This window comes from Paenarthrobacter sp. NPDC090520, from assembly GCF_044769205.1.
Lineage (GTDB): Bacteria > Actinomycetota > Actinomycetes > Actinomycetales > Micrococcaceae > Arthrobacter.
On sequence record NZ_JBIVXM010000019.1, the window covers coordinates 42,036 to 66,580 of the forward strand.

A 24,545-nucleotide genomic window follows, 5' to 3' on the forward strand; every position below is an offset into this window, starting at 1 on the left:
CAAGGCGGGTTTTGCTGTCGGGAGCCCACTCAACAATCGGCTAGTTGAGCGTTCTGCACTCAACTGTACTCAGCCTCGAAAAGATGTCAATCCAAAGTTGAGTGAGGTACGCTCAACTTTGTGGCTCAACGTCCCTACTTCCCAGTGTTCACGCGGAATTCCGGGCTCGTTTCGCCTACGGTGAACTGCTCAGGTGGCTCCGGCTTGTACACCCACGCCACGAGCACCACCGAAATGATCATCAACAGGAACCACGCCAGCAGCTTGTCGATCGAGACAGCCTGCCACCCGTTCAACTGGTTCGGGTAGAGCCAGGCGCGGGACCACGTGCCGATGTTCTCCGCGAACCAGATGAACAGCGCCACCAGCAGGAACGACACCAGGATGGGCATCCGGAAGCGCTTGCGGAACACCCGGTAGTTCATCACGCACCGCCCGTAGACAAGTACGACGGCGGCCAGCAGCACCCAGCGGAAGTCGAAGATGTAGTGGTGCGAGAAGAAATTGACGTAGATCCCGGCCGCTACAAGGGCTGTGATCCATCGTCGAGGGTAGCGGTCGAAGCGGAGGTCAAACAGCCGGAATACCCGCACCATGTAGGAGCCCACGGCCGCGTACATGAAGCCGCTGAACAAGGGAACCGCACTAATTCGAAGGATGCCGTCCGCTTCATAGGACCACGAGCCGACGTCCGTCTTGAACAACTCCATGACCGTCCCCACCACATGGAACAGGACGATCACGCGAAGCTCACGCATAGTCTCCAACCGGAAGACCACCATCAACACCTGGATTGCCACAGCCGCGAAGGTCAGGAAGTCGTTGCTGGCCAGGCCCGCCCCGGAGGGATACCAGAGCCGCACCGCGATAATCACAGCCAGCAGGGATGCTCCGAAAACGCAGGCCCACGCCTGCTTCAGGCCGAAGACGACGAACTCCGTAAGTCCCGCCCGAAGACGCCCGGCTGATCGGTCCAGGTAGCGGTGGGCGAGCCGGTCGATGGACTGTTCAACCGACGTCGAATTACGCATGCCGCACCGTGCGCTCGGCCGGGGCCGGCTTCAAGGCACTCAGGCAATAGTCCCGGGGCCAGTGCCGGATCCGCTGCGGCAAACGGGGATACACGTGCCCCACAACACGCATGGCACGGTCGAAACGCCGGGCATGCACCGGAGTCCAATCGAATCCGAACCCTTGCCGCAGATGGTCCGGCAACAGACCAACCGTCAGGAACCGGGCAACGGGCATCACGAGGCGCATGAGGGCCGGACCGCCCACCGGATAGAGCAAGTCGCGGGCGATCTTCCGTGCCTTATCGTCCGGCTGCAGCACCGCCATCTGCGCGTTCCAGTACTCGGCAAACGCCGCCCGGTCCGTCGGCCACATGTCCGCCGGAAGCTGCAGGGCTGTGCCGATCCGGGCGTAGTCCTGGTACATGAGGTCCGCGGTCTCGTCGTCGAGCGTTCCATGGACCTGCTCGTAGACAGTGAGCGCCGTGTTGTAGAGGGTGGCCACCACCCAGAGCTGTGATGAGGCATCGAAGGCGTTGTAGCCCTTGGACTTGCCATCGGCCGCGCTCCGGACCGGGGCATGGGCCCGATTGACCGCGCGGCGGACAGCGGCGACCTGCTCCTCGGTCCCGTACACCACGGCGTAGACGTAAGTCAGCGTGGCCTTGAGCCGGTCCTGCGGACGGTCAACGAAATTGCTGTGGTCCGCCACGCCGTGACCTACCCGCGGGTCGGCGATCTGCAGGAGAATGGCACGCCCGGCACCGGCGAGCAGGACGCCCTCCGCCCCGATATCTGCCAGTCCACGAGCCATCCGAATACTCTACTTCCGCCGCCTACAGCCCGGCGACTCCCTGCAGGACAGCCAACTGGTGTTCGAAGAGTTCATCGCGGGCGGCAAAGGTGTCCGCGCCGTACTGGCCAAACACCTCAAAACTGACCGCCCCAAACAACGATGTCCACACGAGCACACCCCTCGCGAGCGACGCATCCGGTGCCGCCAGCCCCATCTCCGCACGGATTCTCGCCAGATCCCCCGAGAGCTTGGGGTGAATGACGACGGCGGGAGGCACCGCCGCTGTCAACGCACCGGCCCGGTACGCGGCGTCGAAAATCCCGACGAGGCGAACAATGACGCGGGTGCCGGGCACCGTGGTGCGCTCCCCAGGGGCTTGGTATCCAGGGACGGGGCTGCCGAACAGGAGTGCGTACCTTGACGGTTCCCGGAGCGCCCATCTCCTGACGGCCATGCCCAACGCTTGGAACTGCCCCGCGAAGTCCTGTCCGCCGGCGGAGTCCACCGCCGCGTCTACCTCGTCACCGAGATCGTTGTAGGCATCGATGAGGAGGAGGGTCAGCAATTCGTCGCGGCTCTCCACGTAGCGGTAAACGGCCGAGGAGACCACTCCAAGGTCGCGGGCCACTGCGCGAAGGGAAAGTCCGGCAGCTCCATGTGTGGCCAGATGTTCCCTGCCGAGTCGGACGATGTCGGCGATGGTCTGGGCGCGGGCGCGCTGCCTGGGCGTGGGCGGCTTTGCTTTGGCTGTTGGCGGCATGGGAACAGCTTGCCACATTTGAGAGCGGCGTCAACAAAAGAGAGCAGTGCTCTTGACTTTAGGGCGGCGCCGGTTCATTCTGAATCCATGAGAGCACTGCTCTCTATTTCACAGGAAGCCAGGAAAGGAACCCCATGTACGTCGTCACCGGAGCAGGACCCGTTGGATGGACCGTGGCTGAAACTCTCGCCATGCAAGGGAACGAGGTCCGGGTGGTCACCAGATCAGGCAGCGGACCGGAACATCCCCTGATCCAACGCGTGCGCGGAGACGCCTCTGACGCCGCTCAGTTCAGCGAAGCAGTTCGCGGCGCGCAGGCGATCTTCCATTGCATTCACGGTTCCAAGTACCGCGCAAAGGAATGGGCAGCTGAACTTCCTGGAGCCGAGCAGGTGGTGATGGACGCCGCGGCAGCCGCGGACGCCGTCGTCGTTTTTCCTGAAAGCCTCTACTCCTACAGCGAGCCTGACAGCGTCATGACGGAAGCCGGCCCACGCGAGGCGACGGGCGGTAAGCGCGGCGTCCGGGCGGAACTGCTCAAGGCGCGGCAAGCCCATGCGGCGAACACCGTGAGCATCGTGGCGGGCGACTTCTTCGGGCCGCGGGTCATGATGGCCCACGCCGGCGAGCGCATGGTGCCACTGGTCCTGGCAGGCAAGACGGTCCAGGTGCTGGGCAGCGCGGACCAGCCGCACTCCTTTACCTTCGTCCCCGACCTGGCCGCGGCCATGATTGCTGCGGCCCAAAGGCCCGAGCTGTGGAACCGTGTGCATCACGCGCCGACGGGTCCGGCGACGACCCAGCGCGCACTTGCCGGCGCCTACGCTGCTGCGGCGGAAGTTGGGACACCGAAGGTGAGCGCGATCCCCGGCTGGGCCTTGCGTGTCGCCGGCGTTTTCGCCACGGACATGCGGGAACTGGCCGAGATGCTGTACCAGTTCGAGCGGCCGTTCGTCATGGACTCGAGTGAGAGCCAAAAGCTCCTTGGCCTGGACCCGACTCCCCTCCCGGATGCAGCGGCGGCAACAGTGGCGTGGTGGCAGGCGAAGCGCGCGACGCTTGCTTAAAACCTGCTCGATGTCACCGCGACTGCCATAATGCCAAGTTCTGCCAGTCCTCGGGAAATCCCATGCTTACGTACGGAGAAAGGAGTTCAGCCCCACCTGGGGCGCGAAGCCTGATATCCAACTTCTTAATGTGGGTTCCAAAGGTCAGGTGCCAATTGGTTCCGCCGGAGTGCGACCGAAGCATGAAAGCCAGGGTTGCAGCATAAATGTAGAGTCTCTGATGTGCTTTGGGCGTGGCCGTAAAGTCAGGTCGAGTCAGATGTGCCAAAAAGGCGCCGATGGTGTCGTGCTCCTTGAGCGAGATAGCCCTTTTGAAAGCCCGATTGAAAAGCCGGGAGCCGTGCGCAGACGCGTTCCGGAAGTCGACCATCATCCGGAGCACTGCACCGAAGCGCCGCGGGTGGGCGAACCCAAACATGCGCGCTACCTCGCGAGCATCAGGTGTCTGCATCAATTCAAAGAGATACGGCAAATTTCCGAAGCTCAGCACCTCGGTGACGGCCCAGATAGGGACCTCTTGCTGCGGATACTTCAGCAAGTGATGCTTGAGGAAATCTTCGTCTTCTGCCGCTGCCCCGACAGCGCCCCGCCAGGTGGAGGTCCATGCCTCAAACTTCGTGCGACCTCCCGCGGGCCGATCACAATTGTGCTCATCAAGGAACCTCTTGGACGCATGTGCGGCCACATCCTTCGCCGCGAGGGTATGGGCAATCGCAGCCCTCAGACGAACTTCGAAGTCCATCAGGCCTTTTTGGGATGTTGAAGCAACTCTTCGCGCTCTTTGAATTCCTTGGTGTACTCCACACTTCACCGACTCGTCCCGTTAACGAAAATTGCCCCCTTGAGCCGAAGCTCAGAGGGGGGCAATGTCTGATGGGTAGAACGTAACACATTTACCTGTGAACCGGGCAGGAGGGCTTCTGGATTGTTGGGCGCGGCGCCGGTGCGAGTGTGCAGGCCGGTGAGGATTTGGTGTTCAAGAGCCGCAACGGACCAACCGTTTTGGACGGCTTTGGACGCATACCAACGCCGCAGATCGTGGTTCCTGACTTTGTTCAGGAGCGTGACGTTGTGGCTCCAACTCAATTGTCCAGACGGTGTCTGGACAATTGGTTCCGGACCGGTCCACGCGGCCGCGAACGCGCGCATGTTGTAGACATTGGTCCGGGAAAATCCTCTCATATGTGGGAATTCCGAGCGCAGGTCACGCGCCAGTCTGTCCAAGGTTTCACTGCCCCACGCCTCGTTGGCCTGCCGATCCAAGATCGTCCGTCCGATGTTCCAGTACAGCTCGATCATGGCGGTGTTCACCACTCGTTGGGCCCGGAACTGCGCCTGACGCACAAGGTCCTTGAGGGACGTGAGTGCAGCCGCATAGTCCCGCGGCAGCTCGGGCTCGATCTGGGTCATGATTCCCAATCCAGGGCAATTGACGGCCTAGACGCAATCGTCCAGACACGATCACGGCAATGGTGCAACAGCTTGTTGCACCTTTGCGCGGTCCAGGCAGCAGCTAAGGACAGAGCGCGCGTGTCGGTCAGGACTTTGGGACTCAGTTTTATAGGTCAAGCCTCACAGCAACCACTGACATTCCTGGCGGGTCAGGCAGGTTCCACGATCGTCTCAGCACCGACACGGATTAACTGCTTTTGTCACACAATTAACCACCCATTCACACTACCCTCGGCACCTGTCAACTGAGGTTCCTTAGCGTCGAGGCCATGGACAACATCACCCGCAGATCCCTCATTTCCGCCGGTCTGGGCGCCGGCCTGGTTGCCGCCCTCCCCAACAATGCGGTGGCCGTTTCAACAGCGGACGACGCCGGTCTCCGCGCCGACCCGTTCACGCTCGGTATCGCCTCCGGCGAGCCGTGGCCGGACGGCTTCGTGCTGTGGACCCGCTTGGCTGTAAACCCCGTGGCCGAAGACGGCTTGGGCGGCATGCCGTCCCGCAACGTCGCCGTTGCATGGGAACTGGCAGAGGACCAGGCGATGCGCCGGACAGTAGCCCGCGGCGTCGAACATGCCCGGATCGAAAGCGCCCACTCAGTGCACGTCGAAGTAAAAGGCCTCCAGCCGGGCCGCGAGTACTTCTACCGGTTCCGGACGGGCCGCCACGTCAGCGCTGTGGGACGCACCCTCACCAGCCCCGCCCCCGGTGAAACACCGGCTGCCCTCGCCATGGCCTTCGCCAGCTGCGCCCAGTACGAGCACGGTTACTTCACGGCCTACTCCCGCCTCGCGGAGGACCACCCGGACCTGGTGCTCCACCTGGGCGACTACCTCTATGAATACAAGAAGGGCAGTTACGTGATCGGCGGCGGCAACCCGCGCGACCACGAAGGTCCCGAGACTGTGGGACTGGCAAGCTACCGCCAGCGGCACGCACAGTACAAGGCCGACACCGACCTTCAGGCCGGCCACGCCATTGCCCCGTGGCTGGTGGTGTGGGACGACCACGAGGTGGACAACAACTGGGCTGACGACATCCCGGAGAACAGCGACCCTGCCCAGCTCAACGACACCACCGAACACTTCCGGCAGCGTCGGGCGGCGGCATTCCAGGCATACTACGAGAACATGCCCCTGCGCCGGTCCTCGTTGCCGGCGGGCTTCGACATGAAGATCTACCGCACCATCCAGTGGGGCCAACTGGCCAACTTCCACATGATGGACACCCGGCAGTACCGCGACGACCAGCTCGCGGGCGACGGATGGCGGAAGAACGTGGCCGAGCGCCTGGACGAGAACCGCACCATCACCGGCGCCGAACAGGAAAAGTGGCTGCTGGACGGCTTCCGGAACTCCACCCAGCGCTGGGACATCCTCGGCCAGCAGGTCTTCTTCGCAGAACGGGACCGCGACAAGGCGGCCGACGTCGACGACGTGTCCATGGACGGCTGGGACGGATACGCCACCTCCCGCCGCCGCATCACCCAAGGATGGGTGGACGCAAAGGTGCGCAACGCCGTCGTGCTTACCGGCGACGTGCACCGCCACTGGGCCACGGACCTGAAGGTGGATTACAAGGATCCGGCTTCCCCGGTGGTCGGTTCGGAACTGGTGTGCTCCTCCATCACCTCCACGGGCGATGGCAGCGGCTCAACCACGGACCCGACCATGGCCTGGAACCCGCACCTGAAGTTCTACAACGACAACCGCGGCTACGTGAACACCCGCATCACCAAGGACTCCATGACGGCGGATTTCCGCGTGCTGGACTACGTCACCAGGCCCGGCGCACCGGTCAGCACCAAGAAGTCCTTCACCATCAACGATCGGGTTCCCGGCCTGGCCTAACCCGTCCGGGGAACCCCACCCAACTGGGGGACAGCACCTGCTCCATTCACGGCTCAGTGGAACGTTTGCTGTCCCCTGGTTGGGTACCGGGCCGGGCGTTTTCAAACGAATGGAGATACCCCTGTTTCCCCAGTGACTACGGGCAACAGCGGGAGTAACCTATTCCCAGTTACGTTTGTGGGTCACCTAACCGCTGGGGTTCTGCCGTGGGCTATGTGCGTTCGTCGCTGTCCGACCTTCTCGGGGTCCTTTCCGACGCCGTCGCTCCCCAACGCGTCAGGTTCGACGACGGCTCCCCCACCGCAGGCGTCCCGGCACCCGACGCTCCAGTAGTAGTCCACGCCGTGGCCCTCAACCGGGTGGGCCGTTCCCGCCGCGACGGACCCGTACTCGATCTTGAGCTGCGCGTAGCCATTGAATGCCACGGCCCCGATCAGCTCGACACCATGGAACGGCTCCTGCTGTCCGTGGAACGCCACAGCCTGTACTCCATCGTTTCCAGCAACGAGTATCGGCCCGGCGAGTACCAGGAAAGCATCGAAGACGGGCTCGGGTTCCTGGTCCGCATTCCCGTCGCGCTGCGCTTCGAAGAACCCTCCGGACCACCCGTCCTGGAGCCACTCATCGCCAAGACCGGCGTTGCCCGGCGTATCCACGGACGCTTGGTGGACGTCCACAACAAAGGCATCCCCGACGCCTACATCCACGCCCATTCCTCCGCCACGGCCGTCGTCAGCGATGCGACCGGCCATTTTGAGGTCCTGGCCTCGGCGGACGAACTCCAGCACTTTGCCGTAGCGGTACGCGGCACTGAACGGGAAGTCTCGGCCAGCACCAGCAGCCTGCCGGTCATCATCCGGTGGACCTGAGCCCGCTAGGCGGGTAGGAAAGGGAGCGCACCATGGCGAACTATCAGGCGCCAGGCGTTTATGTACAGGAAGTGCCCAGCGGCGCGCGAGCCATCGGGCAAGTGAACACAAGCATCGCCGGCTTCGTCGGCCTGGCCCCGGACAAGAACGCCCTGGTGGGTGAACTTCGCGTACTGGACAACTGGACCCAGTTCGTGGACCAATACGTCGGCAACGCGGCTGCGGGGACGCCCCTCTCCAACGCTGTCTACGGCTTCTTCTCAAACGGAGGAAGCCGTTGCTATGTGGTGAACATCGGGGCGGACGGCAGCCTGACCGGGACCGCCTCGGCGCCGAACGGACTGACGCTGTTCGAAGCCGTGGACGACATCTCCATGGTGGCGGCCCCCGGCTACGCCACGGCCGAAGCCTACGCGGCACTGCAGGCACACGTTGAACACCCGCTGCGTCAGGACCGCATGGCCATCATGGACACGCTCGAGAAAATAGACGACGTCGGCGCCCTCACCCGGGCGGCGACGTCCGGGGTTCCGGAGGACACGGATTCGTCTTCGTCGACGAAGAAGAGCGACACCACCTCCGTCGCCGAGGCGGACGGCCAGGAAGACTTGGGTGCGCCGCAGTCACCCGGGGGCTACACGGCGCTGTACTTTCCGTGGATCGTGATGATCGACCCCGTTTCCGGCCAGAAGGTAACCCAACCGCCGTCGGGCCATATCGCCGGGGTGTGGGCGCGCGTTGATGCCACCCGCGGAGTCCACAAGGCGCCAGCCAACGAGCCCATCCAGGGCGCGCTCGACCTGGTGCGGCGGGTGAGCCGGGGCGAGCAGGAGGTCCTCAACCCCGCGGGCGTGAACTGCATCCGATACTTCCCCGGCGAAGGCATCCGGGTGTGGGGTGCGCGGACCAAGGCCCCCGAAGCCAGCGAATACCGCTACGTGAACGTCCGGCGGCTGACCAACATGATCAAGGAATCCGTGGCGGACGGGACGCGCTGGGTGGTCTTCGAACCCAACGACCACACCCTGTGGAAGTCGATCCGGCGGGACATTGGTGCGTTCCTCACCAACGTCTGGCGGGATGGCGCCCTGCTCGGGACTACTCCTCAACAGGCCTTCTTCGTCAAGTGCGACGAGGAAACCAACCCACCCGAAGTCCGCGACGCCGGGCAAGTGGTCACGCTGATTGGCATAGCGCCTGTGAAACCGGCCGAGTTCGTGATCTTCAAGCTCATGCAGTCGGCCGAAAACACCAGCCAGACCGAGAACGCAGGAGCCTGACATGAGCACCCCAACCCCTGCAGCCCAACCCGGAAACGTGGTGGACCCGTACCGCGCGTACAACTTCAAGCTCGTGATCCAGGGCGTGGTGCAAGGACATTTCACCAACGTCGAGGGTCTGGGCCTGAAAATCGGCCGCATTCTCTACCGTTCCGGCGGCGAAAACAGCACCGTCCGGGTCATCCCCGGCCAAGTCGAATACACGCCCGTCACGTTGAAGTACGGCCTGACCGATTCCACGGAAATGCTGCAGTGGCTTTTCAAAGCAGTGAACGGGACGGTGGAACGGCGCAACGTGTCCATCGCCATGCTCAACGATGCCGGTTCCGCGGAAGTCCGGCGCTGGAACCTCCTGGGCGCCTGGCCGTGCGACTGGTTCGGAGCACCCCTCGATGCGCTGGGGAAGGACCTCGCGATCGAAACCCTGAGCATCGCGTACGACCGCCTGGAGCTCGACGATGCCCGCGCTCCCGTCGCCTGACCCCTTCTCTTGGCGGCGGGCACTGGCCGGACGGTTGCGCCGCGTGGCCGCATGGGTGGAGCCGGTTCGCGGTTCTGACGCCGCCCGGGCGCCTGATGCCAACCTGGGCCCGGCGACGGGTGCCAGCGATGTGTCCGGCGGGGGTCCCGCGTCGGGGTTCTTTGAGGAAGGCACGACGGCGGCCCGCGGCTTCGACCTCGACGGCGCGCCCGAGCATTGGGTTGCGTTGCTGCGGGATGCAGGACTGGCCCCTAAGGTAGCCGGCGGCTCCGTTCCTTCCAAGCCCCTCTCACCAACTCCCCTTGCAAGGCCCGCTCTGCGTGGGATTCGCCGGCTTTGGGCCGCACAACAGGCCCCAAAGCAGGAACCCACTCCTGCTGCGGGGCCCGCTCCACGTGCTTCCGAGCATCCAATGAACGCAGAGCAGGCCCCTCAACGGACACCTGCCCTGCGGCTGCGCACATCATCCCACCCCGAAGAACCCCAAGCGCCCACAAGCACTCCCCTTGCTGGGCCCGCTCTGCGCCCCAACCAGCCAACAAAGAGCGCACAGCAGGCCCCACACGTCGTTCGCACCCAGGCGCCTCCCGTTGCGGGGCCCGTTATGCGTGCTTCCGAGCATCCAATGAACGCAGAACCGGCCCCTCACCGGACACCTGCCCTGCGGCTTCGCACACCATCCCAACCCGAAACGCCCCAAGCCCCCACGGGGACTCCCGTTGCTGGGCCCGCTATACGTGCTTCGGAGCACCCAATGAACGCAGAACGGGCCCCTCAACAGACACCTGCCCTGCGGCTTCGCACACCATCCCAACCCGAAACGCCCCAAGCCCCCGCAGAGACTCCCGTTGCTGCCCCCGCTGTACGTGCTTCGGAGCACCCAGAAGACGCGGAGCAGGCCCCACAGCGAACTCTGGCCATCAGGCTGCGCACACCATCCCAGCCCGAAACACCCCAAGCGCCCACCAACACTCCCGTTGCTAGGCCCGCCCTGCGCCCCAACCAGCCACCAAAGAACGCAGAGCAGGCCCAGCAACACAGTCAACGCCAGCCAAACCGTACCCACTCCCCCTTGCACACCCCAGCCCCCGCGCTGCAAGGCACCTGGCCCGAACTCGCGCCCAGGCCCACGTTCCAGCAGGCACACCCGGCGAGCGCCCTGACCCAGACCATCGCCCGCCAATCCCGCCTGGACCAAGAGCAGCAGGCGGTCTGACGTGGAACGGGTCGCCTTCCTGATCGAGGACACCGGGGAACACCTCGGCTGCTTGCTGAACCCCGAGACCGTCGTGATGCAACGCACGGCCGGCGTGGAGCCGCGAAGGAGCGCGGGCGGCAAGCTCAGCGGCACCGGGTTGGCGGACGACCCCCTCCTCTTCACCGGCGGCGGCCACACCGAATTGCGGCTGGATCTCCTGTTCGACGTCGACCTCGCGCCGGCGTCGCTCCATGTGCAGGACGTGCGGCAGATGACCCGGCCCATTTGGGCGCTCGCGGAAAACAGCGCCGAAGTGGAGCGGCAACGCCGGCCGCCGTCGGTCCGTTTTGTCTGGGGACGCGCGTGGAACGTGCCGGGTATCGTCACGGAAGTGGCGGAACGGTTCGACCGTTTCGCGCCCGACGGTTCACCCCTGCGCTCATGGATGCGGATGGTGTTCGTGCGGGTTGGCCAGGCCGCGGATGAGGAAGGCGGCGAAAACTACGAACTCGCCCAGCGCCTCCCTGCCGTGGACCTGACGGCACCCCCCGTGGACACGCTGCAGGTCACCGGGGACGGCAGCACCGACCGGGACATGCCAATGCCCGACGGCGGTGACCTCCTCCCCGAGGTGCCGCCTGCTGAGTTGGGGCGGCTGTCCATTGAAGCGTTCGGCACGCCCCTGCTCTGGAAGCTGCTCCTGGAGTACAACAACATCGACGACCCCGCCCACTTCAATGGACCCCTCGCTGTCCCGCCGGTCGGTGAGGCGCCATGAGGCAACTCCAGGGCCTTCCCGAGCTCATCGTCACGCTCGGCCGGCGCAGGCTCAGCACCGCGGAGACCGCAGCCATCGTGTCCGTCAGCGTGTTCAGTTCCCTGGCGAGGCCGGCCCAATGCCTCATCAGTTGGCGTCCGGGGCCGGGCCGGACAGCCGCAGCCCGGGGCGGGGTGGACCCCGCGCCCGGCGATGCCCTCCGGGTGGAACTTGGCGGCCAACGTACACCGCTGTTCGCGGGTGAGGTCACGGTGGTGGAGTACAGCTACGGGGCGGACCTTGGCCAGGAAATCCGCGTCCGGGCCTACGATGCTTTACACCGGCTGAGGAAACGCCAATTCACGCGGCTGCACTCCGATACGGACCTTGCCACCCTGGCCAAGACCCTCTGCGACGGGACACGACTGAACGTGGTGGGCGGCGGCGAGCGCCTGGGCAACGTCTACCAATGCGCCCGAACGGACCTCAGCCTGCTCGTGGAACAAAGCGCCCGCGTTGGCGCCTATCCCGTGGTCCACGATGGCACGCTGACCCTCACCGGGCTCGACGGCGACGGCGAACCCGTGGACCTCATGCTCGGCTCGACGCTCCATTCAGCGGAGATTGAAGTCAGCCAGGAACCTGCCTTCGCCAGTGCCGCAAGCAACGGCTGGCGCGCGGAGGACGCATCCACCCATGAGGCAACAACCAGCACCTCCAACGCCAAGGCCAGCGTCTCTGCCGACCCGGGCCTGGCCAGCGTGGGTGCAGGCGGACCCGTCCGGAGGGACAACGAACTCCTGGACAACGCTGCGCTCGCGGACGGTTTGGCCCACGCTGAGTTGGACCTCCGGATGGCCGGGCAGGTGAGCGGTATTTTCGTCGCGGAGGGCAATCCCAGGCTCCGCGCTGGCGGCAGGGTCAGGATCGCGGGCGTTGCTTCGAATATCGAGGGCACGTACCTGATCGCAAGCGCCGCGCACCGGCTGGACGGGACGGGATACGAAACCACAGTGACCACCCGGCCGCCCACCGCTGCACCGGAACGGAGGCCTGATGTGTTCACGCTCGGGATCGTCGTGGACACCGAGGATCCCGAAGCGCGGGCACGGGCGCAGGTCCGGTTACCGGCCTTTCCTGACCTCCACACCGCGTGGGCGCCGGTCCTCACACCCGCTGGGGGTCCGGACAAGGGGCTCGTGGCCACCCCCGCTCCGGGCGACACCGTCCTGGTGCTGCTCCCGGCGAGCGATCCCGCCCAGGCAATCGTCCTCGGTGGTCTCTACGGCCGCGAACAGCCGCCGGACCATAACGTAGGGACGCCCCGGCACAGCCGCTACGCCTTCCGGACCGCTGGTGGCCAGCAAGTGATGCTCGACGGCGGTGCCCGCACCGTCAGCTTCACGGACGGCCACGGTTCCTCGGTGGAACTGGGGCCGGACAAGCTCCGCATTACCGCGGCCACTGACCTTGTGCTGGAAGCGCCCGGCAAGGCCATGAAAATCCGCGCGAAGACCGTCGACTTCGAGGAGGCCTGAGACACCATGAAAATCCTCGTCAAGGAAGCAATCCTGCGTTGCGGGCACGACGGCAAGGTGGAAAACGTCCCCTCCCAGGAATGGGTTCGTATCAAGGAGTCCGCGATCCTGGTAGCCACGGATCCACAGGGCCGGGACATCAGCATGTGCCCGAATATCGGCATCAACATCAAGCCCTGCAACAAGACCTTGCCCGTGACCAAGGGGTATTCAACGTTCATCAAAATCGGCGGTAAAGCCGTGTGCCTGGACACTGTGGAGGGCTTCACCGACGGGACGCCTCCGGGCGCGGTGAAGTACAACGTCCGACGGCCCGGGCAGACGTTCGTGGAGGCCGGCTCATGACAGGAAGAACACCGTGAGCGCCCCGCGCTACAAGTCCGTGGCCTTCATCCACCCGGACTTCGACGCCACCGCCGGGCTGCCCGGGCTCAGGATCACCCCGGCGGGCAGGCTGGCCACTGTCACGGACGCCGCCTCGGTCCGGCAGGCCCTCCTGCTCCTGCTGAGCACACGGCCGGGCGAGCGCGTGAACCGACCGACGTACGGCTGCCACTTGTTCCGCCTCGCGTTCGCTCCCGCCGATGACACCACCGCCGGTCTCGCCATCCACTACGTGGCCAAGGCCGTGGAACAGTGGGAGCGCCGCATCACGGTCCTGTCCCTGGATGCCTCACGCTCAGCCGATAGCCCCGAGATCCTTGAGGTCCGGCTGAAGTACCGTGTCCGAACCTCGCAGCTTGAGGACGAGATCGTCATTGCCTTGCCCGTGGAATCCGGAGGTGCAGCATGAGCCTTCCCGTCCCCAACCTGGATGACCGGAGCTTCGCGGACTTGGTGGCCGGCGCTCGCGAACGGATCCAGCAGATCGCCCCCGAATGGACCGACCTCTCCGTGCACGATCCCGGAATCACCATCGTGGAAGCCTTCGCGTACCTGACCGACACCCTCATGTACCGGCTGAACCGCTTGCCGGACAAGCTGTACGCCGTCTACCTGAATCTGCTGGGCACGTCCCTCTATCCGCCGAGTTGCGCGGAAACCATGCTCGAATTCAGCAGGGCTTCGGCCGCAAACACCGACCAGGAGATCCGCATCCCCCGCGGTACACAGGTCAGTTGCCCACCCGGCGTTCCGGGCACACCCCAGCCGGTCTTTACGACGACGGCGGCAGCCACCCTGGCTTCCGGCCAGGCCAGCGTCCTGGTCGCCGCAGCCGACGTCACCATGTATGACGCCATCCCGATCGGGACGGGAACGGGCCGGCCCGGCCAAAGTTTCGTGATTCCGAATGCGCCGATCGTTTCGGGCGCCGGCCTGGCAATCGCCGTCGAAGTTCCTGCGGGGACGCGGCTGAGCAGCGGCGAGGCGGTGCTGGTTGATGGCAAGGCGTTCCGGTACTGCCAAGAGGTGGAGGCGTTCGCGGACGCGGGTCCCGGGGAGATGCCGGTGCGGATCGACCGGAGCGCCGGCGTCGCCATGTTCGCCTGGTGGGACGAGGAGTCCGCAGAACGGACCGATCAAGCGCTGGTACCGGGGCCGGGAGCCGGGGTCCGCGCGTGGTTCCGCAGCGGCGGGGGTGCATCCGGAAACGTGGGCGCAGGGCAGTTGACCGTGCTGAGGACACCCGTGCCCGGCGCGAAAGTCACCAACCCGGAGCCTGCCACGGGTGGCCGGGACGGTGAGTCCCTGGAGAACGCGTTGCGTCGGGCTCCCCAGGATTTCCAGGCCCGGGACCGCGCGGTGACTGTCCGCGATTACGAGGTCCTGGCCAGACGGCACGCCGGTGTTGGCCGCGCCCGTGCCTTCACACGCCGGGACCTGTGGGCCTTCGCGAAGCCCGGCGAAGTTGAAATCGTTTTGGTTCCGTTCGTCCCCGGTGGCCGCGACGCCGGCCCGCACCCCCTCAGGGCAGCGGAACTTGATGCGCATGCGCGGGACGAAGTGCGCTCTGACGTGGAACAATACCTGCGCAGGCGGTCCACGGTTGGCGCCGAGCCTGTAGTGCGCTGGGGCCTCTACAAGCAGGTGCTGGTTGACGCGCGGATCGTTGTTCGTCCCGATGAGGACGCCGAGGCCGTGAAGTCCCGGATCGTGGGCCGCCTGTCTGAAGGCATCAGCCCGCTGAGCCCCGATTCGTCGTCGTATGGTTCAGGTTTCGGCAAGCCCCTCCGCGTCTCGAACCTTTACCGGGCCATGGAGGAAGCCGAGCCGGGCGTGCAATACGTGGACCGGGTCCGCCTGGAAGTGGACAAGGTTCCGGACACGGACGCTGTGGGGCTGGTGCAGGCGGAGGGCCAGGACAATACGTGGTTCGTGGCGCAGGACGGCATGCTGTTCCGGACCACCAACGCCGCCGACGGCTGGGAAGCCTGCGCGGAGTTCACCACCGCAGATGCGGCTGCCGGGTTGGAGGAAACCGTCCGGGCCATCGCGCCCTTCCGCACGCCGGCCCCCGGCCGGGCCGGGCCTGAACGACATCCCGGAATGGTGGCCGTCAGCACTGTCACCGACACGGGATCCCGTGTCTACATCAGCGACGACCTCGGCGAATCGTGGCGCAAAACCGCTGAGCTGGGGTTCGTCGTCGCGGATCTGTGCTGGGTGGACCGCCAAGGCGAGCCGCTGCTCCTGCTGGCCGGCGAGCGCGGCCTGTACGAACTTCCCGTCAGCGAAGGGTCCATTCCGGTCCAGAATGTGGTGGATGTGAGCCAGCCTGACCGTGGCTTCTATGCGGTGGACGCCTTGGTGGACATCCGTGGCCGGACCGGCGTGGTGGTGGCGGCTGAAGCATCGGCCGGCGTGTGGCTTTCTCCCGACGCCGGGACCGCCGGGAGTTTCAAGCAAGTCAAAGCGGCCGGCGAGGACATCCGCTGCCTGACGGTCCAGTACGACGGCGGCGCGAGTTATGTGTGGCTCGGCCGCGCAGTGCCGGAGGGCACCGGGACGGGATGCCTGCGGTTGAAGATCGACGAACTGGGCCGCACTGATTTCGACCAGGAGTTCATGGATTCCTGGGAGCAGTTCAGCACGGGATGGACCGGCGGCAGTTGCTGGGGTGTGCATGTGATGGGCAATGCGGCCTACGCGGCCACCCAGAGCGGCGGAGTGCTTCGATTGCAGCTGGGGCAGGCATCGGCGCAATGGAGTGTCCCGGACGTGAACTGCAACCTGCCGTTGCGGGACCGTACCCGGTTCGAACCCGTGCGGTCGGTGTCAGGGGCTGTAGGTCCGGACGGAGCCGCATTGGTGCTCGCTGCCGGTCCCAAAGGCGTCTATCGCAGCAAGGACAGCGCCGTGTCCTGGGAGAGCTGCACCCGCCGGGTAGTGGAGGACGTCGTCACCCTTCCGGACACGTGGCTGTTCTGCTCGGGCGACCACCGGATCGAGGTGGTCCACGGCAATGGCTGAGACGTCAAAACTCCTGAGAGTGCTGCCCGAAGTGTTCCAGGTGGCGGCAGACACCAGCCCACCCATGCAGGCACTGCTCGCGGTGGCAGAGGACATGCACGCACCCGTCCGGCAAGTCTTGGACGTCATCCATACCGTTCCGGATCCAAGGCGGGCACCGGCGTCGTTGGTTCCGTTCCTGTCCCGCTGGGTGGACCTGGACTGGCTGACCTTGCCGGGGCCCGAAAGTTCGCGCTCCGGCAGCATCCCCGTCGCCCGGCAGCGGGACTTGATTGCTGCGGCAGCACAGTTGTCTGCCCGCCGTGGCACCGTGGACGGGCTCACCCGTTTCCTTCACCTGGCCACGGGAGTCCCGGGGTTCGACGTCGAATCCGTGCCGGGTGCCTTCCATATCAAAGTGCTGATTCCCGCAGCCGCTGCGGATCAGCTGGAACTCGTCAGCAGGATCGTGAAGGGCGTGAAGCCAGCGCATGTGACGGATGAGCTCATGGTGCGGCCAGCAGGTGGTACCGGTGGTCCCGGTGAATAAGGAGAACCGGACACCCCTCCTGGTTGTCCTTGCCTGTGGGGTGATCGCGGTCCTGGTGCTGGTCTTCGGGATGAGCTGCGGCGGCGGGAACAACAACGCGGCTGGTGACTGGCAGGCAGGCTTCTCCGGCGCTGCCGCAGGGGGACGACTCACGGGTGCGGATTTGTCGGTGAGCGGCGGATCCTGTTCCGTCTCCGACACCCAGCTCACCGTGACCGGAGCTTGCGTGCTCGAGGTGAAGGAATTCGGTGGCGGGCTGTTCTACTTCGGCCCACCCACCAAGCGGGCGCGCTTGGTTCCACAGCAAAATGTCACGGTGTCCCTCTTCATCCAGGGCACGCGCGCGGAGCAGGACTCCGGACCGGGAAAGACCGTGGACCTGACGTTTGGAACCTCGGGCGGGCAGTTGGGCATCACGTGCCGGGCCCTCGGTGCGTGCGTGCTGCAACTCCAGGAAGCGGGCTGACATGGAACTATCCACGCGGACAAGAGGAGTTAGGCCATGACCACCATCACCATGACGTTGAGCTCCCCCGATGTGATCCTGAAGGACGGCAAAGGATCGCTGACGGCTTCCGTAACCAACGGCTCACCCGGCCCCGAACGGGTGGTCCTGGGCGCCTTCCCCGGGCAGGTGACCAATCCGCCGTCGAAAACGTACACCACCATCCCCAACCCCTTACGGACCATCGCCGCCGGGGCCACCGAACAGTACGTGGTGAACTTCGACACCGCCGGCGCTGCCGCGGGAACCTATCCCGTCAAGCTGATCGCGTACTCCGCTGACGACGCCCCGGAGGACTACGCCGATCAAGCCCACGTGGTCACGCTCAACGTGCCGGCGGCCGAGGCACCCAAACCAACCCCGAAGTTCCCGTGGCTGTGGGTGATCATCGGCGGCGTGGTGCTCCTGGCGGTCATTGGGGCGATCCTGTTCTTCATCTTCAAGGACGCCAACGTGCCGGATGTGAAAACCAAGCCGGAAGCGGAAGCGGTCAAGATCCTCACGGACGCGGGGTTCTCGGTGGGCAGCAGTCAGGTCGAGAGCACCGAAGCCGAAGGCACGGTGGTCAGCCAGGACCCTGCCGGTGGAGAAAAAGCCGGAAGAGGCAGCAACGTCAATATCGAGGTCGCCATTCCTGCCCGTCCTACCGTGCCCGACGTCCTGGGCAAGAGGATCGAGGATGCCAAGGCGGCGTTCCAAGCCGCGAAGATCCAATTGGACTTCACGCAGGGATCGCAGTGCTTTGGCTCCGCCTTTGAGCCGCTGTTCCGGCCGTGCATTGTGGTGGGCGTGAACCCGGACGTCGGAACCAAGGTCAACGTCAACGCGCTGGTGCTTGTGCGGACCGAGCCGAGGTCGATCATCGTCGTCGACCCACTGCCCAACATCTGCATGACCAATCCGCAGTTCTGCGTCCAAAGGCTGCAACCTTGAGACGGGTTTACACGCTGGGCCCTGTGACATGAAAAGATCAACCATGCGTCCGATGCAGCACTCCAGCAAACTCCAGAACGTCCGGTACGAACTCCGTGGGCCCATCCTCCAGGCGGCCAAGGCCATGGAAGCCGAGGGTCACCGCATCCTCAAGATGAACCTCGGGGACACCGCACCTTTCGGGCTGGAAGCGCCGGAGTCCGTGGTGGTGGACATGATCCACCACATCCGTGGCGCGCAGGGGTACAGCGATTCCAAGGGCATTTTCTCCGCCCGGACCGCGATCTCGCAGTACTACCAAACCCGCGGTCTGATGAACATCGGCGTGGAGGACGTCTTCATCGGCAACGGCGTCAGCGAACTCATCTCCATGACGCTGCAGGCCTTCATGGAAAACGGCGACGAAATCCTCATCCCCGCCCCTGACTACCCGCTTTGGACGGCCACCGTCACGCTCACGGGTGGCAAGGCCGTGCACTACCTCTGCGATGAGGACGAGAACTGGTGGCCGAACATGGCCGACGTCGAAGCCAAGATCACCCCGCGCACGCGCGGCATCGTCATCATTAATCCAAACAACCCCACGGGCGCGGTCTACCCGCGGCACATCCTGGACCAGTTCGCTTCTTTGGCGCGAAAGCATGATCTGGTGCTGTTCTCGGACGAGATCTACGAAAAGATCCGCTACGTCGACGCCCCGCATATCCACACAGCGTCCATTGCGGACGACATCTGCGTTCTCACCTTCAGCGGGCTCTCGAAGGCCTACCGCATGCCCGGTTACCGCGCCGGTTGGGTTGCCGTGACGGGACCCTTGGCCGCCACGGCCGCGTACCGGGAGTCCCTGGAGCTGCTCGCATCCCTGCGTTTGTGTTCCAACGTCCCCGCCCAACACGCCATCCAGACCTGCCTGGGCGGATACCAAAGCATCGAAGCACTCATTGCACCGGGCGGACGCCTGCGCGAACAGCGCGATCTCGCCTGGAAATTGCTCACTGCCATCCCCGGTGTTTCCTGCGTCCCTGCCGCCGGAGCCATGTACCTGTTCGTGCGGCTCGATCCCGAGATCTACCCCATCGAGTCCGACGAGAAGTTCGTCCTCCAACTCCTCCAGGAGCAGAAGATCCTCGTCTCCCACGGCACGGCGTTCAACTGGCCCACGCCGGACCATTTCCGGTTCGTGATCCTGCCCAACGTGCGGGACATCGAAGAAGCCGTGCGCCGGATCTCCCACTTCCTCGCGGCGTACCGCAACCGCCCCGCGGACTAACCCGCCCAAGTAGGGGACAGCACATGTCCCACTGAGCGCTCAGTAGTGCATGTGCTGTCCCCTACTTGGGAGAGCACGCTCGTCCTAGCGCGTCGGGTCGATCATGGTCATGCCCGCCACGGTTGCCTTGTCGAAGCCGGGCAACAGTGCTGCTGCTTCGTCAAGCCCGATGGTCCGTTCGATCAGCAGTTGCGGCTGGAGCCGACCCTCCTCGATCAGTGCCATCATGCCGGGATAATCCACTGCGGCCATGCCGTGACTGCCCAGCAGGTCGAGTTCCCAGCCGATCACGCGGGCCATGGGCACTTGCGGGTTGCCGTTGATGGACGGCAACAGGCCGATTTGGACGTGCCGCCCCCGCCTACGAAGGCTCAGGATCGCGTCGGCGCACGTCTGTTCACTTCCGACGGCGTCAACGGCCACGTGGCTGCCTCCGCCGGAGAGGACGCTGACTGCTGCCGGAATGTCGGTGCCGTCCGCCAGCACAGTATGGTCCGCTCCCAGTTGCGCCGCCACAGCCAGCGCCTCCGGGTTCCGATCCACCGCGATGACCCTGGCCCCCATGGCCTTGGCAATCATCACCGCGCTCAGCCCAACACCCCCTGCTCCCACCACGGTCACCCATTCATCTGGCTTGACCTCCGCCCGGGCCGCGAGCGCCCGGTAGGCGGTGGCGAAGCGGCAGCCGAGGCTGGCCGCCGTCGTGAATTCAACGCTGTCCGGGATGGCAACCAAGTTGCTGTCGGCCGCGTGGAGGGCCACATATTCGGCGAAGGAACCCCAGTGAGTGAAGCCCGGCTGCTCCTGGTCGGGGCATACCTGCGCTTCGCCGGCCAGGCACCATTCGCATTTTCCGCAGCCGCAGACGAAGGGAACGGTCACGCGGTCGTCGACGTCCCAGTGCTGCACGCCAGGCCCGACGGCGGCAATCACCCCAGCGAGTTCGTGGCCCGGGACATGTGGCATGGCAATATCGTCATGCCCGGCCCAGGCGTGCCAGTCGCTGCGGCACATTCCGGTGGCCACAACCTTCACCACCACGCCGCCGGGCGGGGCTTCCGGAACCGGAACCTCCCGCACCTCGGGCTGGCTACGGACTTCGTCAAAGATCACTGCTCGCACGGATTCGACTCTGTCACACTTCCGGGCTCCCATCCGACATCCCTGATGTAAGGAACACTTCGAAAGGACGAACACCATGCCACGCATCAACATGGGCCGGAGCAACAAGCTCGGCTACGCCGCCGTCATCGGGTTGGAAGGCTACGCCCGCAAGTCCGTGGACCCGGACCTGTATGAACTCATCAAGCTCCGTGCCTCCATCCTGAACGGCTGCGGATTCTGTGTGGACATGCACGCAACCGAGGGCGCCAAGCGCGGCATCCCGTCCCGCAAACTTCACGCCGTCGCAGCCTGGCAGCATTCAAAAGTCTTCTTCGATGCCCGCGAACAGGCCGTGCTCGCCCTGACCGATGCCGTCACGCAACTCGGGCCGGACACCGTCACCGACGAGATCTGGAACGCCGCAGCAACGCACTTTGACGATGGCCAAATGGGTGCCCTGATCCTGGCGATCTCCACCATCAACGTCTGGAACCGGATCGCCGTGAGCACACAGATGGAGCCACCGCTGGACGAGAAGAACCCGCTGGTCTGAGCGGTAACGTGGCAGCATGACGCTTGCAGTCTCGGCCACGGCGGCGTGGCAAAGCGAACGGAACCGCCTCCTGGGCATCGCCTACAGGATGCTGGGCGACTTCGGGCATGCCGAGGACGTTGTCTCGGAAGTCGCGATGGACGCCGTCCGTCAGGAACGGCGTTCCAGCGTTGACTCCTGGCCGGCGTGGCTGACTACGGTGTGCGTCCGGCGCTCCGTGGACCGGGTCCGCCAACTCGCTGCCATCCGGGAGGACTACACCGGCCCTTGGTTGCCCGAACCAGTGGACACGGCCCGGCTTCCGGAAGAAACACTGGCCAACCGCGAGCTGTTGTCGTTGACCTTGCTGCACCTTGCCGAGCAATTGGCACCCGAGGCCCGGGCGGCCCTGGTGCTGCACCGCGCCTTCGGGATGTCCGCCCCGGAGATCGGGGAAATCCTGGACAAGACCCCGGCCGCAATACGCCAGATGATTTCGCGTTCGGAACGCCGTTTGGACATTGACCCCGACGCGCCTGCCCCTCGGGCCAAGGACCGCGCCGCCTTGGAGAAGCTGGTGCTCGCCATTGAGAACGGCGAGATTGACACCGTTGTGGCCATGCTGGACCGGGATGCTGTGCTGTGGGCCGACGGCGGAGGCAAGGTCAAGAGTGCCATGAACCCGCTATTCGGTGCAGCCCGGATCGCACGGTTCTTCCTGGGCATCCTCGGGAAGGCCGCCGCCCTGCAGCCAGTCACTGCCGATCTCATCGACGTGAACGGCGGGCCGGCGCTGGTGCTCCGGCATTCGGGCCGCGCCGACGTCTTAGTGCTCGACGGCGGCCCTGACGGCGGCATCCGCGGGTTGCGGCAGATCTCGAATCCGGACAAGCTGACGCGGGTTGCGCTGTAACTCTGCCGCGAAACCGCGGGAAAGCTGCCCGTTCGTGGGGAAGCTTCCGCACGAACAGGCAGGCTTCCCGCGAACCCGGCGCACAGGTAGCCGAGCTAATCCCCCGCCGAACCACTCACCCGCAGCGCGTTGATGATCGCCGGAATGGACCCGATGAGCATGATCAAGGCCCACACCAGCGCCACCACCACGGTCACCAGCGCCCAAAACTGGTCCCCGATGGACACCAACGGCCCCGGCAGGAACCCGTGGATCAGCCCGAGGACCACCTGCAGCAACACGGAGATCACCAGCAGGATCACCAGGCCGGTGACCTTGAGGAACTTCGGCTGGCTCAGGATCAGCAGCACCGCGAACACGATCTTCAGCAGCAGCAGCAAGCCGAGAATGGCCGCGGCCTGCCCTTTCGGGAAGCTCCCCCACAACGCCAGGTAGGCAATGGTTCCGAAGGGCGTCGCGACGAACAGCCCGATCATCAGGAACAGTTTGGCCAACGCGAGCAAGGTCGTCAGGAACGCCGCGATCACCCACAGCAGGGTCACGATCAACGTGGCAATTCCTTGGACCCGCCCATAGGTGCGCAGGTTCATCATGAGGCTGAGCCCCAGCATCACCACCGTGAACAGCAACAGCCCATCCAGGAACGCCAGAAAGCCGATGCCCGCCCCCGGAGGATCGGCATCGGCTTTCTGTGTCTTGAGGAAAACCTCCAGCGGAACGCCCAGCTTGTCGGCGTCACCCGGGGAGACAGGATCGACGGCGGTCTGGCCCAGGACCAGGGCCATGCCCACCTCGGTCAGGACTACCAGGGCGAAGACAACGACGGCGGCAATGAACAACGGGCGGCGCAAAGCATCCGGATCCGGCCCGGCACGGAAACCCTCACGAATTGACCATGCTGCGGCCATGGCTCAATTGTGGCACCGTGGCTGGCCATGGCAAGGGGTGACAGGCCTTCCGCGCCCTGATGTGTTGCCCGGGTTGACGGTGCTATTCGAAGGTGATTACGTTGCTGGGCCTGACCTTGCCGGTGGCTTGGTCGACATCAAAACGACGCAGCGTACCGCGGCCGACGGTATCTGCGGCCATCTTCGCCAGTTTCAGTGCATTGGCTGCGCAGATCGACTCGGGACCGCTGGTGTAGCAGTGCTCGATGACAGCATCCGGCACGAATCTTCCGCCCATCACAGGATCTTGCAACCTGCCTGACCACCACCGTTGTCGCGCTCGTTCGATCGCGGTTTCCCTGATTGTTTCGACATCAACAATGTCCACTTCCTCGTAGCGGGACATGAAGAGCTCGTCGATGTACTGCGCGGGCAATTTTTCCCATGACAAGGTGCCGTCGATGACGACGTTCTCGCCTGTAGCGAGCGCCATCTGCCTGACCAGGTTGGTTGTTCTTGTGGAAATAGTGTGAACGTGGGAGGCCAACTCCCGTACTCCTACGGGCTTGCCGTCGGGCAGTGTGTATTTGTGGCGGTAACTCAACAAGCCGTGACGTTCAGCGTCGTCCAGGATCAGGTCCTTGGCATCGTCGGGGTCAATAAGGCGGTATCCCTTAAGGTCCAACGTCTTCAGCGCCTCGGTCTTGCCTGCTCCAGGGGGACCTGCGGCGATAACAACTGCATGGCCCGCCGTCATAACATCCTGCTGCCGGGCCATGAATGCCTTTGCCAAGCGGACCACTGTTGCGTCGTCAAAGTAGGCCAAGAGAAGATCCGGAGCTTGCTCCAGATCATTACCAGGACCATATAAGTCGGTCAGCGCGGCATGAACAGCCTCCCTTTCAGCGGCCAACAGCCGCCCTGACCTCATTGAATTCGGACTCATTCAGGAGATCCTGGGCGAACGCTCCTACAACCTGGTCCCATGTTCCGGGAAGCCGGCCCTCATGCGGGTACGGGGCATCCTCACCATCCGTGTAGGTCAGGGACTTCAACTTTTGGAGAAGTTCCGCTCTGGGGGTGTCGTAAGCAAATGCGCGAAGGATGATCTCCTCCGGCTCTTCGGCCGACAGTACCTCCGGTCGACGTTCGATGGCCTTCAGCATTCGATGCACTTTTGCCTGACTGGTCACCAGAACATCAGCGATCTCACGCTGGTTCATCCCCCGCGAGGAGGCATTGTGAACCGCACGCAGTTCATCAAGCAAATCCACGCGCTGCCGGGCCTGACGCTGCAACGCGCCACGGTGCAAAGCAGCAATATCGTTGTTCATCACGATCATGGCGACCTTCTTTCCTCACGCTCAGTCTACGCGAGTGATTCATCGTGAATCAATCAATCG

At 64.6% G+C, this 24,545-nt stretch carries 26 protein-coding genes; 17 read left to right on the forward strand and 9 right to left on the reverse strand.

Going from position 1 to position 24,545, the window contains the following annotated elements:
* Positions 1-134 precede the first annotated feature (134 nt).
* Genes ACIQTZ_RS19200 through ACIQTZ_RS19210 form a run of 3 tightly spaced genes read right to left on the reverse strand, consistent with a single transcriptional unit; the run spans position 135 to position 2,566 of the window.
* Entirely contained in the window at positions 135-1,031 is an 897-nt protein-coding gene (locus ACIQTZ_RS19200; RefSeq protein ID WP_402982876.1) for a DUF817 domain-containing protein, read from the reverse strand.
* Positions 1,024-1,824, reverse strand: a complete 801-nt coding sequence (locus tag ACIQTZ_RS19205) for an oxygenase MpaB family protein (protein ID WP_402982878.1) — start codon at positions 1,822-1,824, stop codon at positions 1,024-1,026. Before ACIQTZ_RS19205 ends, ACIQTZ_RS19200 begins: the two co-directional genes overlap by 8 nt.
* Before the next feature lie 22 nt (positions 1,825-1,846).
* A complete protein-coding gene (locus tag ACIQTZ_RS19210; RefSeq protein ID WP_402982880.1) occupies positions 1,847-2,566 on the reverse strand; it encodes a TetR/AcrR family transcriptional regulator in 720 nt (239 codons plus the stop codon).
* 134 nt (positions 2,567-2,700) lie between these two features.
* On the opposite strand from ACIQTZ_RS19210, the gene ACIQTZ_RS19215 reads away from it, so the two are divergent.
* Entirely contained in the window at positions 2,701-3,633 is a 933-nt protein-coding gene (locus ACIQTZ_RS19215; RefSeq protein ID WP_402982882.1) for an NAD-dependent epimerase/dehydratase family protein, read from the forward strand.
* 13 nt (positions 3,634-3,646) lie between these two features.
* Here ACIQTZ_RS19215 and ACIQTZ_RS19220 read toward each other — a convergent pair whose 3' ends face one another.
* Both ACIQTZ_RS19220 and ACIQTZ_RS19225 read right to left on the reverse strand, forming a co-directional pair.
* Complete coding sequence (locus tag ACIQTZ_RS19220; RefSeq protein WP_402982884.1) at positions 3,647-4,444, reverse strand: Abi family protein; 798 nt, start codon at positions 4,442-4,444, stop codon at positions 3,647-3,649.
* On the reverse strand, positions 4,441-5,043 hold the full coding sequence (locus tag ACIQTZ_RS19225; protein ID WP_402982886.1) for a DUF1016 N-terminal domain-containing protein: 603 nt from the start codon (positions 5,041-5,043) through the stop codon (positions 4,441-4,443). Before ACIQTZ_RS19225 ends, ACIQTZ_RS19220 begins: the two co-directional genes overlap by 4 nt.
* A gap of 311 nt (positions 5,044-5,354) precedes the next feature.
* Between ACIQTZ_RS19225 and ACIQTZ_RS19230 the strand changes: the two genes are divergently transcribed.
* The 14 genes from ACIQTZ_RS19230 to ACIQTZ_RS19295 all read left to right on the forward strand — a co-directional run bounded on the left by ACIQTZ_RS19230 (position 5,355) and on the right by ACIQTZ_RS19295 (position 19,706).
* Positions 5,355-6,935 carry an alkaline phosphatase D family protein gene (locus tag ACIQTZ_RS19230; protein WP_402982888.1) on the forward strand — a complete coding sequence of 527 codons (1,581 nt, stop codon included), beginning with the start codon at positions 5,355-5,357 and terminating at the stop codon, positions 6,933-6,935.
* 206 nt (positions 6,936-7,141) lie between these two features.
* The gene (locus ACIQTZ_RS19235) at positions 7,142-7,804 is read left to right on the forward strand and encodes a hypothetical protein (protein ID WP_400336936.1); all 663 of its coding nucleotides are present in this window, start codon (positions 7,142-7,144) and stop codon (positions 7,802-7,804) included.
* A gap of 32 nt (positions 7,805-7,836) precedes the next feature.
* Positions 7,837-9,084 carry a phage tail sheath family protein gene (locus tag ACIQTZ_RS19240; protein WP_400336938.1) on the forward strand — a complete coding sequence of 416 codons (1,248 nt, stop codon included), beginning with the start codon at positions 7,837-7,839 and terminating at the stop codon, positions 9,082-9,084.
* A gap of 1 nt (position 9,085) precedes the next feature.
* Complete coding sequence (locus ACIQTZ_RS19245; RefSeq protein WP_397323589.1) at positions 9,086-9,565, forward strand: phage tail protein; 480 nt, start codon at positions 9,086-9,088, stop codon at positions 9,563-9,565.
* A gap of 1,072 nt (positions 9,566-10,637) precedes the next feature.
* The gene (locus ACIQTZ_RS19250) at positions 10,638-10,781 is read left to right on the forward strand and encodes a hypothetical protein (RefSeq protein WP_402982890.1); all 144 of its coding nucleotides are present in this window, start codon (positions 10,638-10,640) and stop codon (positions 10,779-10,781) included.
* 1 nt (position 10,782) lies between these two features.
* Positions 10,783-11,541, forward strand: a complete 759-nt coding sequence (locus ACIQTZ_RS19255; protein WP_402982892.1) for a hypothetical protein — start codon at positions 10,783-10,785, stop codon at positions 11,539-11,541.
* Complete coding sequence (locus ACIQTZ_RS19260; protein ID WP_402982894.1) at positions 11,538-13,058, forward strand: phage baseplate assembly protein V; 1,521 nt, start codon at positions 11,538-11,540, stop codon at positions 13,056-13,058. The genes ACIQTZ_RS19255 and ACIQTZ_RS19260 overlap by 4 nt, the downstream gene beginning before the upstream one ends.
* A gap of 6 nt (positions 13,059-13,064) precedes the next feature.
* Positions 13,065-13,403, forward strand: coding sequence for a hypothetical protein (locus ACIQTZ_RS19265; RefSeq protein WP_402982896.1), 339 nt, complete (start codon positions 13,065-13,067; stop codon positions 13,401-13,403).
* Between the two features lie 13 nt (positions 13,404-13,416).
* A complete protein-coding gene (locus ACIQTZ_RS19270; RefSeq protein WP_402982898.1) occupies positions 13,417-13,851 on the forward strand; it encodes a GPW/gp25 family protein in 435 nt (144 codons plus the stop codon).
* On the forward strand, positions 13,848-16,469 hold the full coding sequence (locus ACIQTZ_RS19275; protein WP_402982900.1) for a baseplate J/gp47 family protein: 2,622 nt from the start codon (positions 13,848-13,850) through the stop codon (positions 16,467-16,469). Before ACIQTZ_RS19270 ends, ACIQTZ_RS19275 begins: the two co-directional genes overlap by 4 nt.
* A complete protein-coding gene (locus tag ACIQTZ_RS19280; protein WP_402982902.1) occupies positions 16,462-16,998 on the forward strand; it encodes a phage tail protein in 537 nt (178 codons plus the stop codon). The genes ACIQTZ_RS19275 and ACIQTZ_RS19280 overlap by 8 nt, the downstream gene beginning before the upstream one ends.
* On the forward strand, positions 16,982-17,464 hold the full coding sequence (locus ACIQTZ_RS19285; protein WP_402982904.1) for a hypothetical protein: 483 nt from the start codon (positions 16,982-16,984) through the stop codon (positions 17,462-17,464). The genes ACIQTZ_RS19280 and ACIQTZ_RS19285 overlap by 17 nt, the downstream gene beginning before the upstream one ends.
* 36 nt (positions 17,465-17,500) lie before the next feature.
* The gene (locus ACIQTZ_RS19290) at positions 17,501-18,436 is read left to right on the forward strand and encodes a PASTA domain-containing protein (protein WP_402982905.1); all 936 of its coding nucleotides are present in this window, start codon (positions 17,501-17,503) and stop codon (positions 18,434-18,436) included.
* A 43-nt stretch (positions 18,437-18,479) separates the two neighbouring features.
* The gene (locus tag ACIQTZ_RS19295) at positions 18,480-19,706 is read left to right on the forward strand and encodes a pyridoxal phosphate-dependent aminotransferase (RefSeq protein ID WP_402982907.1); all 1,227 of its coding nucleotides are present in this window, start codon (positions 18,480-18,482) and stop codon (positions 19,704-19,706) included.
* A gap of 84 nt (positions 19,707-19,790) precedes the next feature.
* Here ACIQTZ_RS19295 and ACIQTZ_RS19300 read toward each other — a convergent pair whose 3' ends face one another.
* The gene (locus ACIQTZ_RS19300; protein WP_402982909.1) at positions 19,791-20,828 is read right to left on the reverse strand and encodes a zinc-binding dehydrogenase; all 1,038 of its coding nucleotides are present in this window, start codon (positions 20,826-20,828) and stop codon (positions 19,791-19,793) included.
* A gap of 76 nt (positions 20,829-20,904) precedes the next feature.
* On the opposite strand from ACIQTZ_RS19300, the gene ACIQTZ_RS19305 reads away from it, so the two are divergent.
* On the forward strand, positions 20,905-21,363 hold the full coding sequence (locus ACIQTZ_RS19305; RefSeq protein ID WP_400336965.1) for a carboxymuconolactone decarboxylase family protein: 459 nt from the start codon (positions 20,905-20,907) through the stop codon (positions 21,361-21,363).
* Positions 21,364-21,379: 16 nt separating this feature from the next.
* Positions 21,380-22,255: a sigma-70 family RNA polymerase sigma factor gene (locus ACIQTZ_RS19310; protein WP_402982911.1), complete on the forward strand. Its 876-nt coding sequence runs from the start codon at positions 21,380-21,382 to the stop codon at positions 22,253-22,255.
* 95 nt (positions 22,256-22,350) lie between these two features.
* On the opposite strand, the gene ACIQTZ_RS19315 is transcribed toward ACIQTZ_RS19310, so the two are convergent.
* The 3 genes from ACIQTZ_RS19315 to ACIQTZ_RS19325 all read right to left on the reverse strand — a co-directional run bounded on the left by ACIQTZ_RS19315 (position 22,351) and on the right by ACIQTZ_RS19325 (position 24,485).
* Positions 22,351-23,163, reverse strand: a complete 813-nt coding sequence (locus ACIQTZ_RS19315) for a hypothetical protein (RefSeq protein WP_402982913.1) — start codon at positions 23,161-23,163, stop codon at positions 22,351-22,353.
* Positions 23,164-23,245: 82 nt separating this feature from the next.
* A complete protein-coding gene (locus tag ACIQTZ_RS19320; protein ID WP_402982915.1) occupies positions 23,246-24,055 on the reverse strand; it encodes a zeta toxin family protein in 810 nt (269 codons plus the stop codon).
* Positions 24,045-24,485 (reverse strand): hypothetical protein, encoded by a 441-nt coding sequence (locus ACIQTZ_RS19325; RefSeq protein WP_402945144.1) that lies wholly within the window; start codon positions 24,483-24,485, stop codon positions 24,045-24,047. The genes ACIQTZ_RS19320 and ACIQTZ_RS19325 overlap by 11 nt, the downstream gene beginning before the upstream one ends.
* Positions 24,486-24,545: the final 60 nt, after the last annotated feature.

Coding starts and splice junctions, on each gene's coding strand:
- ACIQTZ_RS19200 (WP_402982876.1), bottom strand. CDS start 1,031: ATGCGTAATTCGACGTCGGTTGAACAGTCCATCGACCGGCTCGCCCAC.
- ACIQTZ_RS19205 (WP_402982878.1), bottom strand. CDS start 1,824: ATGGCTCGTGGACTGGCAGATATCGGGGCGGAGGGCGTCCTGCTCGCC.
- ACIQTZ_RS19210 (WP_402982880.1), bottom strand. CDS start 2,566: ATGCCGCCAACAGCCAAAGCAAAGCCGCCCACGCCCAGGCAGCGCGCC.
- ACIQTZ_RS19215 (WP_402982882.1), top strand. CDS start 2,701: ATGTACGTCGTCACCGGAGCAGGACCCGTTGGATGGACCGTGGCTGAA.
- ACIQTZ_RS19225 (WP_402982886.1), bottom strand. CDS start 5,043: ATGACCCAGATCGAGCCCGAGCTGCCGCGGGACTATGCGGCTGCACTC.
- ACIQTZ_RS19230 (WP_402982888.1), top strand. CDS start 5,355: ATGGACAACATCACCCGCAGATCCCTCATTTCCGCCGGTCTGGGCGCC.
- ACIQTZ_RS19240 (WP_400336938.1), top strand. CDS start 7,837: ATGGCGAACTATCAGGCGCCAGGCGTTTATGTACAGGAAGTGCCCAGC.
- ACIQTZ_RS19245 (WP_397323589.1), top strand. CDS start 9,086: ATGAGCACCCCAACCCCTGCAGCCCAACCCGGAAACGTGGTGGACCCG.
- ACIQTZ_RS19260 (WP_402982894.1), top strand. CDS start 11,538: ATGAGGCAACTCCAGGGCCTTCCCGAGCTCATCGTCACGCTCGGCCGG.
- ACIQTZ_RS19265 (WP_402982896.1), top strand. CDS start 13,065: ATGAAAATCCTCGTCAAGGAAGCAATCCTGCGTTGCGGGCACGACGGC.
- ACIQTZ_RS19275 (WP_402982900.1), top strand. CDS start 13,848: ATGAGCCTTCCCGTCCCCAACCTGGATGACCGGAGCTTCGCGGACTTG.
- ACIQTZ_RS19280 (WP_402982902.1), top strand. CDS start 16,462: ATGGCTGAGACGTCAAAACTCCTGAGAGTGCTGCCCGAAGTGTTCCAG.
- ACIQTZ_RS19290 (WP_402982905.1), top strand. CDS start 17,501: ATGACCACCATCACCATGACGTTGAGCTCCCCCGATGTGATCCTGAAG.
- ACIQTZ_RS19295 (WP_402982907.1), top strand. CDS start 18,480: ATGCGTCCGATGCAGCACTCCAGCAAACTCCAGAACGTCCGGTACGAA.
- ACIQTZ_RS19305 (WP_400336965.1), top strand. CDS start 20,905: ATGCCACGCATCAACATGGGCCGGAGCAACAAGCTCGGCTACGCCGCC.
- ACIQTZ_RS19310 (WP_402982911.1), top strand. CDS start 21,380: ATGACGCTTGCAGTCTCGGCCACGGCGGCGTGGCAAAGCGAACGGAAC.
- ACIQTZ_RS19315 (WP_402982913.1), bottom strand. CDS start 23,163: ATGGCCGCAGCATGGTCAATTCGTGAGGGTTTCCGTGCCGGGCCGGAT.
- ACIQTZ_RS19325 (WP_402945144.1), bottom strand. CDS start 24,485: ATGATCGTGATGAACAACGATATTGCTGCTTTGCACCGTGGCGCGTTG.